Origin of the sequence: Desulfovibrio diazotrophicus, assembly GCF_902498985.2 — a bacterium.
GTDB classification, from domain to species: Bacteria; Desulfobacterota; Desulfovibrionia; order Desulfovibrionales; family Desulfovibrionaceae; genus Desulfovibrio; species Desulfovibrio legallii.
Window position 1 is genome coordinate 739,950 of sequence record NZ_OX346397.1, and the last position, 15,868, is coordinate 755,817.

The 15,868-nt window shown below is 63.1% G+C and carries 13 protein-coding genes; 3 read left to right on the forward strand and 10 right to left on the reverse strand.

Annotated elements, in window-relative coordinates; all coding sequences use genetic code 11:
• Nucleotides 1-259: 259 nt before the first annotated feature.
• Nucleotides 260-4,654 carry an acyl-CoA dehydratase activase gene (locus tag J7I12_RS03245; RefSeq protein WP_208360890.1) on the forward strand — a complete coding sequence of 1,465 codons (4,395 nt, stop codon included), beginning with the start codon at nucleotides 260-262 and terminating at the stop codon, nucleotides 4,652-4,654.
• 39 nt (nucleotides 4,655-4,693) lie between these two features.
• Here the strand turns inward: J7I12_RS03245 and J7I12_RS03250 are convergent, their stop codons facing one another.
• The 6 genes from J7I12_RS03250 to J7I12_RS03275 all read right to left on the reverse strand — a co-directional run bounded on the left by J7I12_RS03250 (nucleotide 4,694) and on the right by J7I12_RS03275 (nucleotide 10,005).
• Complete coding sequence (locus tag J7I12_RS03250; protein ID WP_208360888.1) at nucleotides 4,694-5,782, reverse strand: hypothetical protein; 1,089 nt, start codon at nucleotides 5,780-5,782, stop codon at nucleotides 4,694-4,696.
• Nucleotides 5,779-6,414 (reverse strand): HAD family hydrolase, encoded by a 636-nt coding sequence (locus tag J7I12_RS03255; RefSeq protein WP_208360886.1) that lies wholly within the window; start codon nucleotides 6,412-6,414, stop codon nucleotides 5,779-5,781. Before J7I12_RS03255 ends, J7I12_RS03250 begins: the two co-directional genes overlap by 4 nt.
• 10 nt (nucleotides 6,415-6,424) lie before the next feature.
• A complete protein-coding gene (locus J7I12_RS03260; RefSeq protein ID WP_236031472.1) occupies nucleotides 6,425-7,015 on the reverse strand; it encodes an acyltransferase in 591 nt (196 codons plus the stop codon).
• Between the two features lie 192 nt (nucleotides 7,016-7,207).
• Entirely contained in the window at nucleotides 7,208-7,978 is a 771-nt protein-coding gene (locus J7I12_RS03265; protein ID WP_118228974.1) for a 3-deoxy-manno-octulosonate cytidylyltransferase, read from the reverse strand.
• A 318-nt stretch (nucleotides 7,979-8,296) separates the two neighbouring features.
• Nucleotides 8,297-9,211: an NAD-dependent epimerase/dehydratase family protein gene (locus J7I12_RS03270; RefSeq protein WP_118228975.1), complete on the reverse strand. Its 915-nt coding sequence runs from the start codon at nucleotides 9,209-9,211 to the stop codon at nucleotides 8,297-8,299.
• Entirely contained in the window at nucleotides 9,208-10,005 is a 798-nt protein-coding gene (locus J7I12_RS03275) for an HpcH/HpaI aldolase family protein (RefSeq protein WP_118228976.1), read from the reverse strand. The genes J7I12_RS03270 and J7I12_RS03275 overlap by 4 nt, the downstream gene beginning before the upstream one ends.
• A gap of 364 nt (nucleotides 10,006-10,369) precedes the next feature.
• Here J7I12_RS03275 and J7I12_RS03280 point away from each other — a divergent pair, with 364 nt between their 5' ends.
• Both J7I12_RS03280 and J7I12_RS03285 read left to right on the forward strand, forming a co-directional pair.
• Entirely contained in the window at nucleotides 10,370-11,578 is a 1,209-nt protein-coding gene (locus J7I12_RS03280; RefSeq protein ID WP_118228977.1) for an iron-containing alcohol dehydrogenase, read from the forward strand.
• Between the two features lie 309 nt (nucleotides 11,579-11,887).
• Nucleotides 11,888-12,568 (forward strand): 4'-phosphopantetheinyl transferase superfamily protein, encoded by a 681-nt coding sequence (locus J7I12_RS03285; protein WP_118228978.1) that lies wholly within the window; start codon nucleotides 11,888-11,890, stop codon nucleotides 12,566-12,568.
• A 40-nt stretch (nucleotides 12,569-12,608) separates the two neighbouring features.
• Here J7I12_RS03285 and J7I12_RS03290 read toward each other — a convergent pair whose 3' ends face one another.
• Genes J7I12_RS03290 through J7I12_RS03305 form a run of 4 tightly spaced genes read right to left on the reverse strand, consistent with a single transcriptional unit; the run spans nucleotide 12,609 to nucleotide 15,770 of the window.
• The gene (locus J7I12_RS03290) at nucleotides 12,609-13,580 is read right to left on the reverse strand and encodes a 2-hydroxyacid dehydrogenase (protein WP_208360884.1); all 972 of its coding nucleotides are present in this window, start codon (nucleotides 13,578-13,580) and stop codon (nucleotides 12,609-12,611) included.
• Nucleotides 13,581-13,601: 21 nt separating this feature from the next.
• Nucleotides 13,602-14,354: an amino acid ABC transporter ATP-binding protein gene (locus tag J7I12_RS03295; protein WP_270229082.1), complete on the reverse strand. Its 753-nt coding sequence runs from the start codon at nucleotides 14,352-14,354 to the stop codon at nucleotides 13,602-13,604.
• Nucleotides 14,351-15,028 (reverse strand): glutamate/aspartate ABC transporter permease GltK, encoded by a 678-nt coding sequence (gene gltK, locus J7I12_RS03300; protein ID WP_118228980.1) that lies wholly within the window; start codon nucleotides 15,026-15,028, stop codon nucleotides 14,351-14,353. The genes J7I12_RS03295 and gltK overlap by 4 nt, the downstream gene beginning before the upstream one ends.
• On the reverse strand, nucleotides 15,021-15,770 hold the full coding sequence (locus J7I12_RS03305; protein WP_118228981.1) for an amino acid ABC transporter permease: 750 nt from the start codon (nucleotides 15,768-15,770) through the stop codon (nucleotides 15,021-15,023). Before J7I12_RS03305 ends, gltK begins: the two co-directional genes overlap by 8 nt.
• Nucleotides 15,771-15,868 lie beyond the last annotated feature (98 nt).

The following is a 15,868-nucleotide window of genomic DNA, read 5'->3' on the forward strand; positions in this document are numbered from 1 at the left end:
TACGGGAGCCGCGTTGTCGTCTTGTCTGAAGCGTTGACAAAAGCGTTTTCCTTCTGCCCACCGACGACAAAAAATTGTAAGTGAAAAAAAACTCACCAGGCCCCTTGTAATTTCTGGGCAATCCGCTAGCCTGAAAACGTATCGGAAGGCGGCGCGCTCGCCCGCGGCTCTGGCGGCGCCTTTCTTGTGCCTTACGCACATTTTTTGCTTTGCAAGCCCGCCTTCGCCCACACCCCTTCGGCACTATGAGGACTTGCCCGTGTTACCGAATTCTGCGGCTCTGCTGGGCCTGGATATCGGCTCCACTACAGTAAAACTGGCCTTGCTGGACGCCGACGGCCATGTTCTGGAAACTCGTTACAACAGACACGGCACTGCGGTGCGCTCCACCCTCGCCGGTCTGCTGACGGATCTGGCGACCCGCCGTCCCGGCACGCGCGTTGTCGCCGCCATCACCGGGTCTGGCGCGCTCGATTTGGGCGCGCGGCTCGACCTTCCCTTCATGCAGGAACTGCTGGCCACGGCCCGCGCCGTGGGCCACGCCGCACCAGACACCACAGTGGCCGTGGAGCTTGGCGGCGAGGACGCCAAGCTGCTCTACCTCGGGCAGGATGTGGAACTGCGCATGAACGAATCCTGTGCCGGCGGCACAGGGGCCTTCATCGACCAGATGGCCCGTCTGCTCAATACCGACGCCGGAGGGCTCAACGCCTTGGCCGCGCGTCACACAACCCTCTATCCCATTGCTTCGCGCTGCGGCGTGTTCGCCAAGACGGACATTGTGCCCCTGCTCAATGGCGGCGTGCCCCGCGAGGACATTGCGGCCTCCATTTTGCAAGCTGTGGTGGAGCAGACTATCGGCGGTCTGGCCTGCGGCCGGCCCATTGCAGGCAAGGTGGCCTTTTTGGGCGGCCCCTTGCATTTTCTGCCGGAGCTCAAAAAGCTCTTCATCGCCTCCCTCAACCTGAAGCCGGAAGCCGTAGTGGCCCTGCCCCACGCCCAATGCGCCGCCGCCATAGGGGCGGCCCTGTGCGTGCGCGGCAACGACACGGCGGTAGATTTGTCCCGCCTGGCCGAGCGGGCCGCCGCCCTGGTGGACGAACCCCTGCCGATCACGGCTCGCGCCCTGCCCCAGCTTTTTGCCGACGAGCAGGCCTATGCGGCCTTCAGGGAACGCCAGCCGGCCCCGGCCCAGCCGCAAAAGGGGCTGCTCACCGCCGCCAGAGGCCCCCTGTATCTGGGGCTGGACCTGGGTTCCACCACCGTCAAGGCCGTGCTTATGGACGCGGGGCAGACCCCGCTGGACTGGCGCTACGCCTCCAACGGCGGCAACCCGCTGCAAACCCTGCTGCCCGCCCTGGCCGACATGCTGGACAAAATTCCGGAAGGCGCATGGCTGGCCGGGGCCGGAGCGACAGGCTACGGGGCCCATCTGGCGGAATCCGCCCTGGGAGTGGACTGCGTGCTGGTGGAAACCCTGGCGCACTTCAAGGCGGCGTTGCGTCTGGCGCCCCAGGTGAGCTACGTCATCGACATCGGCGGCCAGGACATGAAGTGCCTGAAGGTGGAAAACGGCGTCATCAGCGATGTGAACCTCAACGAGGCCTGCTCCGCCGGCTGTGGGGCTTTTTTGGAAAGTTTCGCACGCGGATTGGGCCTGGACATGGAGGAATTTGTCCGGCTGGCCCTCTTTGCCGCCCACCCGGCAGACCTTGGCTCGCGCTGCACAGTCTTCATGAACTCCAAGGTGACCCAGGCACAAAAAGAAGGCATGCAGGTTTCGGACATTGCGGCCGGGCTGTGTTATTCCGTAGTGCGCAACGCCCTGGACAAGGTGCTGCGCATCAAAAGCGTGGCTGAACTGGGCGAGCATGTGGTGGTGCAGGGCGGGGCCTTTCTCAATGACGCCCTGCTCTGCGCCATGGAGCGCACCTTGGGCCACCCCGTGTACCGACCAGCCCTTTCCGGGCTCATGGGGGCCTTTGGCGCGGCCTTGTCCGCCCAGGAGACCTTGACCGACACCAGGGCCCGCTCGCCGCTCTCCGGCGCGCTCATCCGGAGCCTGGTCATGCGTACCCGCAGCTTCCGCTGCCGGGACTGCGGCAACCACTGCCTGCTGACCGAAACGCGTTTTTCCCACGGCACCCGTCATATTGCGGGCAACCGCTGCGACCGCTTCAGCGAATCCCGCCGGGGGGCCGCGCCGCCCGCCCCCAACCTGTTTGCCTGGAAAAACCAACGCCTCTTCCGCTATGAACCGCTGCCGGAGGACGCCGCGCCCCGCGGGCGGCTGGGCATTCCGCGCGTGCTCAACATGTACACGCACTACCCCTTCTGGTTTACCCTCTTTACCAACCTGGGCTACCGGGTAGAAGTCTCCCCGCCCACCAACCGCGCCTTGTTCGCGGCGGGTCTGACCTCCGTGCCTTCACAGAGCGTCTGCTACCCGGCAAAACTGGCCCATGGGCATGTCCTGGCCCTGCTGGACCGGGGCATAAAGCACATCTTCTTCCCCTGCATCCCGCGCGAAGCGCAGGAATTTCCCGAACTCTGCGACACCTTCTCCTGCCCTGTGGCCTGCGGTTACCCGCAGGTGGTGCGCGAAAATCTGCCGGAACTGGCCCAAGCCGGAGCCGTGCTGCACGCCCCTTTTGTCAACCTGACCCACACGGCCTCCCTGGTGCGCAACCTCTGCCGAGAATTTGGCCTGCCCCGCGCCCAGGTGCGGGCCGCCGTACGCCTGGCCTCGCAAGAACAACGCCGCTACTGGCACGAACTGCGCACAGAAGCCAACCGCATCTATGACGACGTGCGGCGCAACCACGGCTCCCTGGTGGTGCTGGCCGGCCGGCCCTACCATGTGGATCCACAGGTGCACCACGGCCTGCCGGAGTTCATTGCCGGTCTGGGGGCGGCGGTCATCAGCGAAGACGCCATCCCCCATGGCGGCATGGACAGCCCTCTGCTGCAGGGCCTGCGCGTGCGCAACCAGTGGACCTACCCTGCCCGACTGTACCGCGCGGCCGCCTGGGTGGGGCAAGCGAACCACGCCGGCGCGCGGGTGGAGCTGGTGCAGATTACCTCTTTCGGCTGCGGCCTGGACGCCATCACCACGGATCAGGTGCGTGAGCTGCTGCGTGCCAGCGGCAAACTCTATACCCTGATCAAGATGGACGAGGGCAACGCCCTGGCCTCGGCCCGCATCCGCATCCGTTCGCTCTTGGCCGTGACCCGTTCCCGTTCCGAAGCCGCAACGGCGGAACGAGCCGCACTTCTGGCCGCTCCGACCGCGTTCACCCGACACCACGCCGCCAGCCACACCATCCTGGTGCCCCAAATGGCCCCCCTGCACTTTCCCCTGCTGGTGGAAGCCCTGGAGGGCGAAGGCCACCAAGTGCGATTGCTGCCTGAGGTCAGTGCCAGGGCCGTGGACCTGGGCCAGGCCTATGTGAACAACGACGCCTGCTACCCGGCTATTGTGGCCATCGGCCAGCTGCTGGAAGCCCTTTGCGACGGGCATTGCGACCCCGCGCGTACGGCCCTGCTCTTTTCCCAGACCTGCGGCCCATGCCGGGCCAGCAACTACCCCGGCATGTTGCGCAAGGCGCTGCGGGAGTGCGGCTTTCCACAGGTACCCGTTCTGCGGCTCAGCTCCTCCGGCGCAAACAACCAGCCCGGATTCAGACCCTCCCGCGCCCTGCTGGGGCGCATGGTTCTCGGCATGCTGGGCGGCGATATGCTCCAGCGCCTCTCGCTGTTCACAGGCACCCACGAACGCCATAAGGGCGACACCGAAGACCGCACCCAGGCCTGGCTGCGCACCCTGGCCCCCAGCGTTCGCAAAGGCGATGTGGACGCCTTTCAGAAGCAGATGCCCCGCCTGCTGCGCGATTTTGAACAAATCCCTCTGGATGTGGCCCCACGTCCGCGCGTGGCCGTGGTGGGCGAAATCCTCCTTACCTACCACGAGGACGCCAATAAACATATCGTGTCCCAGATTCGTCAGGAAGGCGGCGAACCGCTCCTGCCGGACCTGACCAACTTCATGCTCTACTGTCTGATGGATTCCATCTATGACTGGCGGGCCCAGGGCGGCGCTACCCTGGCGGCCCTGGGCAGCGCTCTGGCCATCCGCCGGGTGGAAAAACTGCGCCGGGGCCCGCGTGCCCTGCTGGCGAGCTCCCCGCTGGCAGACAAAATTATGCCCGTGGCCCATATTGACGGCCTGGCCCAGCTGGGCGAACAGGCCCTCTCCCTGGGCAACGCCGCTGGCGAAGGCTGGCTGCTGCCCGCAGAAATGCTGGAATTCATGCACCACGGCGTCAACAACGTGCTCTGCCTGCAGCCCTTTGGCTGCCTGCCCAACCATGTGGTGGGGCGCGGCTCCTTCAAGACCGTGCGCCGCCTGCACGAAGAAGCCAACATCATGGCTATTGACTACGACCCCGGCAGCAGCGAGGCCAACCAGCTCAACCGCATCCGCCTGTTCATGGCCTTGGCCAAGGAACGCCGAGAGACACAGGAAGCGCCGCAGCCCGCCGCAAGCCCCGTGGCCCGCACACGGCCCGTGGCGGAACGCCGCGCGGTCGCCCGCCGCACCCTTTCGGCTGCCATCTCCCTGCTCCCACAGCTGGCCGGCTTGCTGCCGGGGTAGATGTATGGGGGAACATATGGGGGGAAGGGAACTTTTCTTTTATTGCTCCGTGTTGGCGGCGCGCACAAAGGCATTGTAGGCGGCGCGGCTGTTGCGCACGGCGTCGTTCATGCGCTGGCGCAGGGGCGCGCTGAAGAACTGTGCCTCCACCCCTTGCGCCAACAGGGTTTCATACTCTGCGGCCGTTTTCAGAAAGGCGCGGAACAGGCGCTCCACCTCCGGTGCAGCAAGAAAGGGCGGGCGGCCAGCCGTGGCCAAAGCCGCCCGCAGATCATGCAGCTGTGCGCGCAAGGCCGCCTGGTCCGGCACGGGCGGCGTGAGCAGCCGGGCAACCGCGCCGCAGCCGGCAAACACCCGCTCCGCAGCCAGAATCTGCCGCCGCAACGGGTGTCCGCGCAAAAGCAGGCCCTCGGCCGTCACGGCATGGGCCTCCACCGTGCGCACATAACTTTCCCGCGCCGCCGCAAACTCCGCGTGCGCTTTTTCCATGCTTGCCGCCAAGGCCCGACCCTTGACCCCGTCGTCCTGAATGTCCACGTCCTTAACGTAGCGCTCCAACGCACGATAATCCGCCCTGATGCTGGCCGCGGTTTTGGCCATGATTTCCGCCTGGCGGACCAGCAGCGTCGCGTCCGCTTCCGGCAGCAGCCCGGCGGGCGGCGTCAGCTGCCGGGCCAGCGCGCGGTCTTCGTCGCCCGAAGCCTCAGGGCGAGGCAGCAACTGCCATTCCTGCAGATAGTAACGGGTCTGCACCATGAGCAGATCGGCCTGCCCGTAGCGGCCGGAAGCCAACGCATTGAGCGCGTCGTTATAAAAGGCCACCACGGCGTCGGCCTTTACCCGCTCTGCCTCCGTGGGCAAGGGAAGGGCTTGGTCACTGTCAGCTGGTTGCGGCTGGTCGGCGGTTTGATTTTGGCCCTTGGCGGCATGCTGGGGGGCCGCCGAAGTCGTTGTTGACGTCGTCGGCGTCTCTTTGCTGTCATTGTCGCAAGCCGTGAGCGACAGCGCCACCAAGGCCAGCAGGGGATACACCAGCACAGGGGCCAGCAGCCGGGGCAGCCGTCGGGCCAGAGCACGGGCCGCAGGCTTGCGGCTGCGGAGAAAAAATACGGCGGTTCTGCGCGTCATACCCGGGCCGCAATCCATTCATTGAGCCCCGTGAGGTCAGGCCCCCAAGGATGTTCCCCGCCTTGCAGCTCCGGCCCCACGCCATAAAACAGCGTGCCCACCTGTGCGGCGGCGTCCCGGTCCGTGGGGGCGTCGCCCACCATGAGCGCGTCTTCCGGAGCCAGGGGCAGAGGCGCGACAATGCGCCTGAGAACTTCGGCCTTGGCCGGCGGCGAACCGTGGATGCCAATAAAGTAATCCTTTAAGCCACGTTCGCGCAGCACGGCCTTGACTTCCTCATCCGGCGCACCGGAACAAACGTACATGGGCAGCACGCCACGCCAGCGCCGCAAGGTTTCTTCCGCACCAGGGATAAACGGACAGCGCCGTACCTCTTCCAGAGAATAGTCCACAAACTGGCGGGCCAGCGCGTCGGATTCCTCAGGCGTGATCTCCCGGCCCAGCACTTCCTGGTAAAACCAGGCGAACTTTTTATAGCGGCTTACGCCCCCGTGCCGGGTATGGTACAGCACCATGCGGTCTCTGGCCTCAGGGCCAAAGGGTTCGGCAATGCGGGCATAGGCCCGCGTCTTGATGGGCACGCTGTCCAGCAGCACGCCGTCGCAGTCGAACACAAGGCATTGCAAAGCCATATATTCATCCTCAATGTTGCGGATGCGCCACGCCGCCTTGGGGGGCGGCTGTACCGCGCATGCCGATGACCTTGGCGGGCACCCCGCCCACAATGGTAAAGGGGGCCACGTTGCGGGTGACCACCGCGCCCGCGCCCACCACGGCGCCGCGCCCGATGCGCACGTCCGGAGTGATGACGCAGTTGGCCCCGATCCAGACGTCTTCTTCAATAATGATCTGCCCCGGCACATGGCCTTGACGCATGATGGGCACGTCCTGCCTGGCAATGCGGTGGTTGGCCGCACGGATGACCGTACCGGGCCCTACGGCCGTGTGCGCCCCGATTTCGATGCGTCCCGCGTCCGCCCCCACATGCACGCAGGGCGACAGGGCCACATCGTGGTCCAGCACCAGCGTGCCATCCGTGGCAGTAACAAAGCAGCCTCGGCCCAGCCGCACGTTGTCGCCCAGCCGCATCTGCCGGCAGCCCGCCAGGGTAAGCCCGGTGCCGAAACGCACGGAACCGCAGCGGGCGAACAGCCAGCGCCAGGCCAGCAGCCGCAAGGCCAGCCCCACGGGCGTGGGCACCCAGGCAAACAGGGCTATCCACAGCTCTTCCATGGCCGCGGCCAGACGTTGCTTTGCGCCGGGCGGGCCAGTGTGCCCAGCCGCCGCCGGGGACATGGACGCAGAGCAATCGGACGGAGCCGGTCCAGACAGGCCGGGGGCGCTCTCGCCAGGATCAGATTGACCAGGATCAGACTGGCCTGGGGCAGTCTGGCCAAAGTCGCGCGGCGGCAAGGACGCAGCCATTTATTTGCTGTACTCGTGCATGAGGTCGTCGCCTTCCATCAGCCGGGCCACACGGGCCAGGTCTTCCGGCGTATCCACGCTCCAAGTGCGGCAATCGGTAGGCACCATACGCACTTTTTCGCCGTATTCAAGGATGCGCAGCATGTCCACGGATTCGTAGATTTCCAGCGGGCTTTCCTGCAGTTCATTAAAACGGAGCAGATAGTCGCGGCGGAAAGGGATGATGCAGACCTGCTTGCGCATGGGCACCTTGTCCGCGCCCTTTTTGCGCGAAGGGATGGGCTCGCGCGAAAAATAAAGAGCGTCGTTGTTGCGGTCCACCACCACCTTGACTTCGTTGGGGTCTTCAAATTCTTCCAGCGTGTCCATCTCAGCCATGAGGTTGACCACGTTGATGGAGGGGTCGGCCAGCATGGGGGCCACGGCGGCATCGATCATCTCGGGCCGGACCATGGGCTCGTCGCCCTGGACCATGACCACGATGTCGGCCTTTTTGCCCGTAGCAGCCTCAATTTTGAGCAGAGCCTCGGCAGTACGCGTGGAGCAGCGCACATGATGGTCGCCGGTCATGACGCAAGCAAGGCCCGCGTCTTTGCAGTAGTTTTCAATGATGGCGTCGCAGGTGGCCACATAGGTGGCGGCAAGGGTTTTGCTCATGGCCGTGCGAAAGGCCACATGGCCCACCATAGGCACGTTGTGGATGAGCGCAAGCGGTTTGCCGGGATACCGACTGGACCCCATCCGCGCTGGAATGATAGCGATAATATTCATGGAATGGCTCCTTGAGGGGCTGATTTTACACGGTTTTCAGCAAGCAAAAGGATAAAGCGCGGGGACGGGGCGACGGGAGTGTACGTCTTCGGTACTCGACCGGAGCACAGACGCGCACTGACGCAGACCGCCGTGGGTTCTGTTGTGCGCCCTGTCGGGCCGCGACCAGAGGCCATACAGGCGACGCCCCCGAAATGCCGCGGATTTTTGTTTGTGGCAAGAAAGCGCGGGGACGGGGCGACGGGAGTGTACGTCTTCGGTACTCGACCGGAGCACAGACGCGCGCTGACGCAGCCACAAGCAAAAAGACGCGGCATTTCAGTCGTCGGTGGGGAGCAGATACCCCCCTTCGGACGCCAATTCCGGATGCATCTGCCGGTGCTCCTCTTCCATAACGCGCAAAATGCCCTGCCCCAGGTCCACGGTCAGGGGCGGCACCAGCTTGCGCCCCACCTTGGGCATGAAGGCGTAAGGGGTAATCTGATAGTGGCCACTGTTGGGGTCGTTCTGGTACTTGATGTCCAGATCCTTGCCCAACATTTCGCCGATCATTTTGAAGAGGTCTCCTACCCGCATAGGCTGGTTGCCGGAAATAATGATATTCTGATTCTCAAATTCCGGGGCCAGCACGGCCAGGGTGGCGGTGCTGGCGTCGTCCACATGCACGTATTCGCGCAGAGCCGTGGACGCGCCGTAATAGGTGATGCTGCCCGCAGAAAGGGCTTCATAGACAAAACGGTGGATAGCGTTGCGGCGGTCCGAACGCGGGCCGTAGAGCGAGCCGTAGCGCAGAATGGTGTAGGGCAGGCCGTGCATGGCCTGATAATTTTCTATATACAGCTCGCAGGCTTGCTTGCTGCAACGATAAAAGCCGCCGGATTTGCCGTAGACGTACAGGGAACTGGCAAAAACGTAGCGTCTGACTTTGGCCTGACGGCAGGCCTCCAGCACCATGACGTTGCCCACCACATTGATGCGGGCCGTGTCCACCGGGCGGCTGTTGGCCTCGCCAATGTCGGCTATGCCGGCGTAATTGAAGACCATGTCCGCGCCCTGCACGGCCTGATGGACCACATCTTCATCCAGAATGTTGCCCGTGATCATGGTCTGATCCTGCCGCAGCCAGGGGGAAGGGTGCAGGTCCACAATAGTTACTGCATGCCCTGCCCCGGAAAGTTTGTCGCAGATGTGTGAGCCAAGAAAGCCCGATCCGCCGAAAACGGTGATCTTCACTGTCTGTTCTCCTGTCGGGGGCGCTCTGCCGCTGCCCACAAAAAGACGGAATCAATGCCGTAGGCAATAAAGCGGCTGCCCGCCGCCATTTGTCGGGCCAGTTCTGTGGGGTCGGGCTGCACAATATGCAGGCCCATACGCGCCCCGCAGCGCGCGCAGACGGCGGCGATGCGGTCCATGACTGCCTTGAAGTCGGGGTGGTCAAAACGTCCGGTAAGCCCCATGGAGCCGGAAAGGTCGTAGGGCCCTACCATAATGGCGTCCAGCCGCGGATGGGAAACAATGGCCTCCAGCTGCTCTACGGCGCGGATGTGCTCAATCTGCGCCACCAGGAAAAGTTCCGGGGCGCGGTGTGCGCGGTAGTCGTCAAAATTCTTGCCAAAGGCGTTGGCCCGGCAAAAGCCCACGCCACGGTATTCCGGGGCTGTTTCCCCGGCCGGCCGCCAGCTGTCCTGGCCGGGGTAGACGGAAAGGTCGATGGCCCGGTCGAGCTGGGCGCGGCTTTCGATCATGGGAAAGATAAGGCCCTGCGCGCCGGCTTCCAGGGCAGATTTGATCTGCGTTTTGCTGGCCTCGCCCAAACGGGCGAAGGGCGCGGCCCCACCGCATTCAATGGCCCGAAAGACGTCGGGGAGGCCCGTGCGGCCAAAAGAGCCGTGTTCCATGTCCACGGCCACCCAGTCGTAGCCCGCCCGGGCCATGAGCTCGGCCACATCGGGCGAAGGCAGTTGCAGCCATGTGCCCACGGTGGCTTTGTCCGCCGCCAGCAGCGCGCGAATTTCGTGTACAGTCATAACAAAGCGGCTTGCCGCCGCAGGGTTAAAGGACAACAAACGCAGGGAGTATACGCCGCCGCCGGGTCAGACGCAACGCGCCCAGGCCCCAAAAAATCCGCACAAAAACCCCAACTTTTTATAATGGTTTCATGAACACGCAGATTTTTTATGAAAAAAAATATGTGAAAAATTGCGCAGCTCCTTGACCTAAAAAAACTTCCGGCCTATTCTGGAGCAGCTTGCGGCAGTTGTCGCAAGTCGATGCCTCCGCAAGGCGGCGTTTTTTTAGCCCTCTGCCCTCTGCGGACCTTGCGGCCCTGCATAGCAAACTGGCGAACCGGCCCAAACCGCAGCTTTGCTCCGGCGCGGCCCGAAGGTACATATGGACAACGCCTCCTGTACGCATACCGCCGTGCGCGAAATTCGCTTGCGGACCACGGTCTATCTGGGCGTGGGGGCTTTGACGCGTCTGGAAGACGTGTTTGCGCGTCTGAAGGAAGACGGTGTGCGCTCCGTGCTCTGCGTTTGCGGCGGGCACGCCTATCGGGACAGCGGGGCCTGGGACGAGGCCGAACACGCGGCCCGTCGTCAGGGTTTGACGCTGGCCTTGTACAACCGCGTCACGCCCGACCCTTCCACGGACTGTATGGACGAAGCCGCCGCTTTGGGGCGCGTGGTGGGCGCGGGCGCCGTGCTGGCCATCGGCGGCGGCAGTTCCATAGACTGCGGCAAATGCGCGGCCGTGCTGCTGGCCAACCCTACAGTGACGGCCGAAGATCTGTTTTGCTGTAGATTCCGCCCCCGCACGGCCCTGCCTCTGGTGGCCGTGCCCCTGACCCATGGGGTAGGCAGCGAGGTCAACCGCTTTGCCGTAGCCACCCTGGTGCGGGACAACCGCACCGCGGTCATTGCCCACGACTGCATGTACCCGCGTTATGCGGTGGACGACCCTGCGCTTATGACCGGGCTCTCGCCCGAACAAACCCGTCATGTTTCCGTGGATGCCCTGAGCCGCGTGGTGGAAGCCGCCACAACCACTGTGAGCAATGCTTTTGTGGTTATGCTGGCCAGAGAAACCGTGCGCTTGGTTCACCGCTGGCTGCCCATGGCCCTGGAGCAGCCCGACGACCTGGAGGCCCGCTATGGTCTGTGCCTGGCTGCCATTCAGGCCGGGCTGGCCTTTGACAACGGACTGTTGCATATGGCCCACGCGTTGGAGCAGCCCTTGCGCAGCGTTTGCAAGGCCCCCCACGGTCTGCGTCTGGCCGTGCTGCTGCCTGCGGTAGTGCGGGAATGCTACCCCGCCTGTGCGCCGGTGGCGGCCGATATTCTGGCGCCGCTGGCCCCCGGTCTGCACGGCCTGCCCGAAGAAGCCCCCAAGGCGGCCCGTGCCGTGGAGCAGTGGCTTTTTTCCGTAGGCCTGACGCAAAAGCTCCTGAACCTGGGGGTTCAGGAGCTGGATGTGGAGAAATTTTGTACTCAGGTGGAGCACACCCCGGCTTTGGGGCCGTTGCTTTCCGTAGCGCCGGTGGCCAGTTCGCACGAACTGGTGACCAGAATCTACCGGCAATCCTTGCGTCCTATGGCCTGAGTACGCCATCCTCCTCCTGGGCCGGACTGTTCTGCCGCAGTCCGGCCCCTTAACCCAAGCCCCGCCGTCGCCCGACGGCGGGGCCCCTTTTCCCCGCTCCGCGCCCTCCCTGGGCGTGACGCGAGAAAGCATTTCCCTAGCACCTTCCCGTGCAAAATCCAAGCGCAAATTTCTCCAAGGCCAGGTTTGCCGCTGGGTTAGGGAAGAAAATTTTTTGGATTTTGCAATAACAAAAAGCTGTTAAAGTTTTTTGTCCACGCTCTGACAGGCTTGAAGCAAACGCCTTGTCAGGATAGTGCTGGAGCCGTCATGGAACTGTTTTGGGTATTCTGGCCAGACTTGGCCCCTTTTGCCGCCGCAGCCGCATCGCGGCTTACGCTGGCGCGTCGTCAGCGTATGGAGCGGTATGTCGCTCCTGCGGAGCAGTTGCGCTGCCTTGCGGCAGGGTTGCTGCTGCGCCGTGTACTGGGTGTGCGCCACGACCAGGATCTGACTCTGAACCCTTGGGGCAAGCCGCGATTACGGCGGCCCGGCGGCCTTGGCTTCAGCCTGAGCCACGCGGGACAGTATGCGGTACTGGCTGTGGGAACGCCGCCGCTGGGCGTGGATGTGGAGCCGCGTCTGCCCCCTGACCAGCCCCTGCCCTTGCGCGGCCTGCACCCGGCGGAACGCCGGGCCCTGGAGCAGCAGCCACAGCCGGAGGATTTCTGGCTGCGCCTCTGGACAGGGAAGGAAAGCCTGCTCAAGGCCGTGGGTCTGGGCTTGTGGCGCAATCCTGAAGAAATCTCACTGCTGCCCTTGCAGAACGGCGTGTACCACTGGCGGAACCGGCCCTGGCTGCTGACCTGGCGGGAGCTGCCGGGCCATGTGCTGGCCGTGGCTGCCCGCCGTCCTTTTGCCTCCCTGACGCTGACAGGGCTGACCCCCGTCGACCTGCTGGCGGACACCCTCCCCTCGCCTTTGCGTGGTTTTGCGGCGGCGTCCGTCTGAACCAAAACGTTGTTGCAGGCGCGTTCCGGCAGATACTGCGTCAGCCTTGCCGGGCTTCGGGATTAAGGCAGTCCGGGGGCACGCGACCGTCCAGGGCGGCGAAAATTTTTTCTGCACAGCTGTTGCCCATGCTGATAAAGCCGTCCATGGTGGTAGCGCCTTTATGCGGGGTCAGCAGCACGTTGGGCAAGTCACGCAGACCGGGATGGATCTGCGGCTCACGCTCAAACACGTCCAGACCGGCTCCGGCAATATCGCCCTTTTGGAGGGCTGCTGCCAGGGCGTCTTCGTCCACCACCGGCCCCCGCGCCGTATTGATGAGGATGGCGTGACGGGGCATGATTTCCAGCTCACGTCGGCCGATGTAGTGCCGGGTTTCGGTGGTTAGCGGAACGTGCAGACTTACGAAGTCTGCCGTGGCCAGCAGGGCGTCTTTTTCCATAAAGCGCGCCCCGGTCCGGGCTTCAAAATCCCGCCGGGGCCGGTGCGCCGTATAGATAAGCCGCATACCGAAACCGGCGGCTCGTTGGGCCACGGCCTGGGCGATGCGCCCGCCGCCCACCAGGCCCAGGGTTTTGCCGCTGACCCGCTGCCCGATTTTGAGCAGCAGGCCCCAGGGTTGTTCGCCGCTGCGCACAAAAGCGTCGCACTCGCGCAGGCGTCGGGCCACCCCTAGCATGAGGGCCATGGTCAGGTCGGCCGTATCTTCGGTGACCAGGCCGGGGTTGTGCGTCACCCAGATGCCCAGGCGGGTGGCTGCGGCCACGTCCACATGGTCAAACCCCACACCGTAGCAGGCAATGATTTTACAGGTAGGGGCCAGAGCTTCCAGCACTGCCGCGTCCAGCGGCAGCACCGGGGCAATAATGCCGTCCCGACCGCGTACGGCTCCGCAAAGGGCCGCGTGGTCGAGTCCGCCCAGGGGGCCCATCTCCACCGTGCAGCGGGTGCGCAATAAAGCCACAGATTCCGGAACAATGGCACGGATTACATAGATATTCGGCTGAGACATGGGTGCTGTGTCGGCTGTGGCTCAATGTGAAATAATGCTGGCCAAAAAGTCTTTGGCCCGCTGGGTCTGCGGCGCTTCAAAAAAGCGTTCCTTGGGCGTATCTTCCAGAATTTGGCCGTCTTCCATAAAAAGGACTCGGTGGGCCACTTTGCGGGCAAAGCCCATTTCGTGGGTCACCACCATCATGGTCATGCCTTCGTAGGCCAGCTCCACCATAACGTCCAGCACTTCGTTGATCATTTCCGGGTCCAGGGCCGAGGTGGGTTCGTCAAAGAGCATGGCCACCGGGTCCATGCACAGGGCGCGGGCAATGGCCACGCGTTGCTGCTGTCCGCCGGAAAGCTGGGAGGGATATTTTTTCATCTGCGCTTCCAGCCCCACCCGAGTGAGCAGGGCTACGGCTTTTTCCATGGCTTCCTGGCGCTTGCGTTTAAGCACTTTTTCCTGCGCCAGAATAAGGTTGTGCAGGATGTTCAGGTGAGGAAAAAGCTCAAAATGCTGAAAGACCATGCCCACATGGCTGCGCAGTTCGGCCAAATTGGTTTTTTTGCTGGTCACTTCGGTGCCGTTGACGAATATCTGCCCTTCCTGCACCGGCTCAAGGCCGTTGACCGTCTTGATCAGCGTGGATTTGCCCGATCCGGAAGGTCCACAGACCACCACCACCTCCCCTTTATTGATGCGGGTGGTGCAGTGGCGCAGCACGTTGAAGTCGCCGTACCATTTGGAAACGTCATTGATGATGATCACAGGTTCGGTAGGAGGGTTGCTCATACTTTTATTCTCTTTTTTACCGTGGTCACGGCCAGGGAAACGCAGAAACAGACTACAAAATAGCCCGCGCCCGCCAGCAGCACCATGTTGATTTCAAAGCCCGTCGTTTTGCCGATGTTGGTGGCCGTGCGGAAAAAGTCCGCCAGACCGATGATGTAAACCAGGGATGTATCCTGAAACAGAATCATACCCTGGGTGAGCAGCAAGGGCGTCATGACGCGGAAGGCCTGGGGCAGGATCACATAAACAAGTGCCTGGGGCCTGGTCATACCCAGGGCCAGGGCGGCCGCCCCCTGCCCGGCGGAGACGCTGCGCATGCCCGCCCGGATGATTTCCGCGTAATAGGCCGCCTCAAAGGCGCTGAAGGCCACCACGGCCGAAACCAGGCGGATGTCCGTCTGGGGCGAAAGGTTGAGCACGTTGCTCAGCACCTGCGGCACAATGAGGTAAAACCACAACAGCACCATCACCAGAGGAATGGAGCGGAAGCAATTGACGTAAAGCGTTGCAAACCAGCGCAGGGGCGCAAAAACCGAGATGCGCGCTACAGCCAGCAGCGTGCCCAGCACCATGCCCATGATCACAGCCGTGACCGTGATCTTGAGGGTAACCAGAGCGCCCTGGGCCAGCAGGGGCAGGCTCTGGGCAATCATACTCCAACCAAAATCAAGCATTTTTGCCTCCCATGCTCACGGAGGGCAGCCGCATTTTGTTCTCCAGAAGTTTCATGGCCCGCATGACCACAAAATTCAGCAAGACATAGGCCAGGGTCACGGCGATGAAGGACTCGTAGGCATAGCCGGAAAATTCCAACAGCCGGTTAGCCTGGGAGGTCAGCTCCACCAAGCCGATGGTGGAGGCCACGGCGGTGTTTTTGACCATATTGAGCATCTCTGAAGTGAGCGGCGGGATAATGATCCGGTAGGCATTGGGCAAAAGCACATACAGATAGGTCTGCGGCAGGGTCAGGCCCAAGGCCAGGGCGGCGGAACGCTGCCCGCTGGAAAGAGCCTGGATGCCGGAGCGCACCTGCTCACAGACGCGCGCGCCGGTAAAAAAGCCCAAGGCGCAGGTGGATAAAATAAAAAATTGAATATTCGGATTAAGTTCGGCTTTGAACCATACGCTTACATCGTGCGGCAGCAGGTCCGGCGCGCTCAGGTACCAGATAAAAAACTGGACGATAAGAGGGATGTTACGAAAAATGGCCACATAGGCGGCCCCAATGGTGCGAAAAAGGCGACTTGGCAGGGTACGGAGGATGCCGAACAGCGATCCGGCCACAAAAGCCACAATCCACGCACAGACAAACAGGGCCGCTGTGGTCAGAAATCCGTCCACCAGCCAGCTGAAGTAGGTCACGTTGCCGAACGGCGCCTGTTCAAAAAAAATGCCCCAATTCCAATTTGCCTGCATGGGTCGGATCCCGGTTGAAAGACTGTGTCACACTACGTTGCACTGACGGCGCCACGCAGCGCGTGGAAAATGCAAGGCAAACGCGCGGGTCGGCGCAA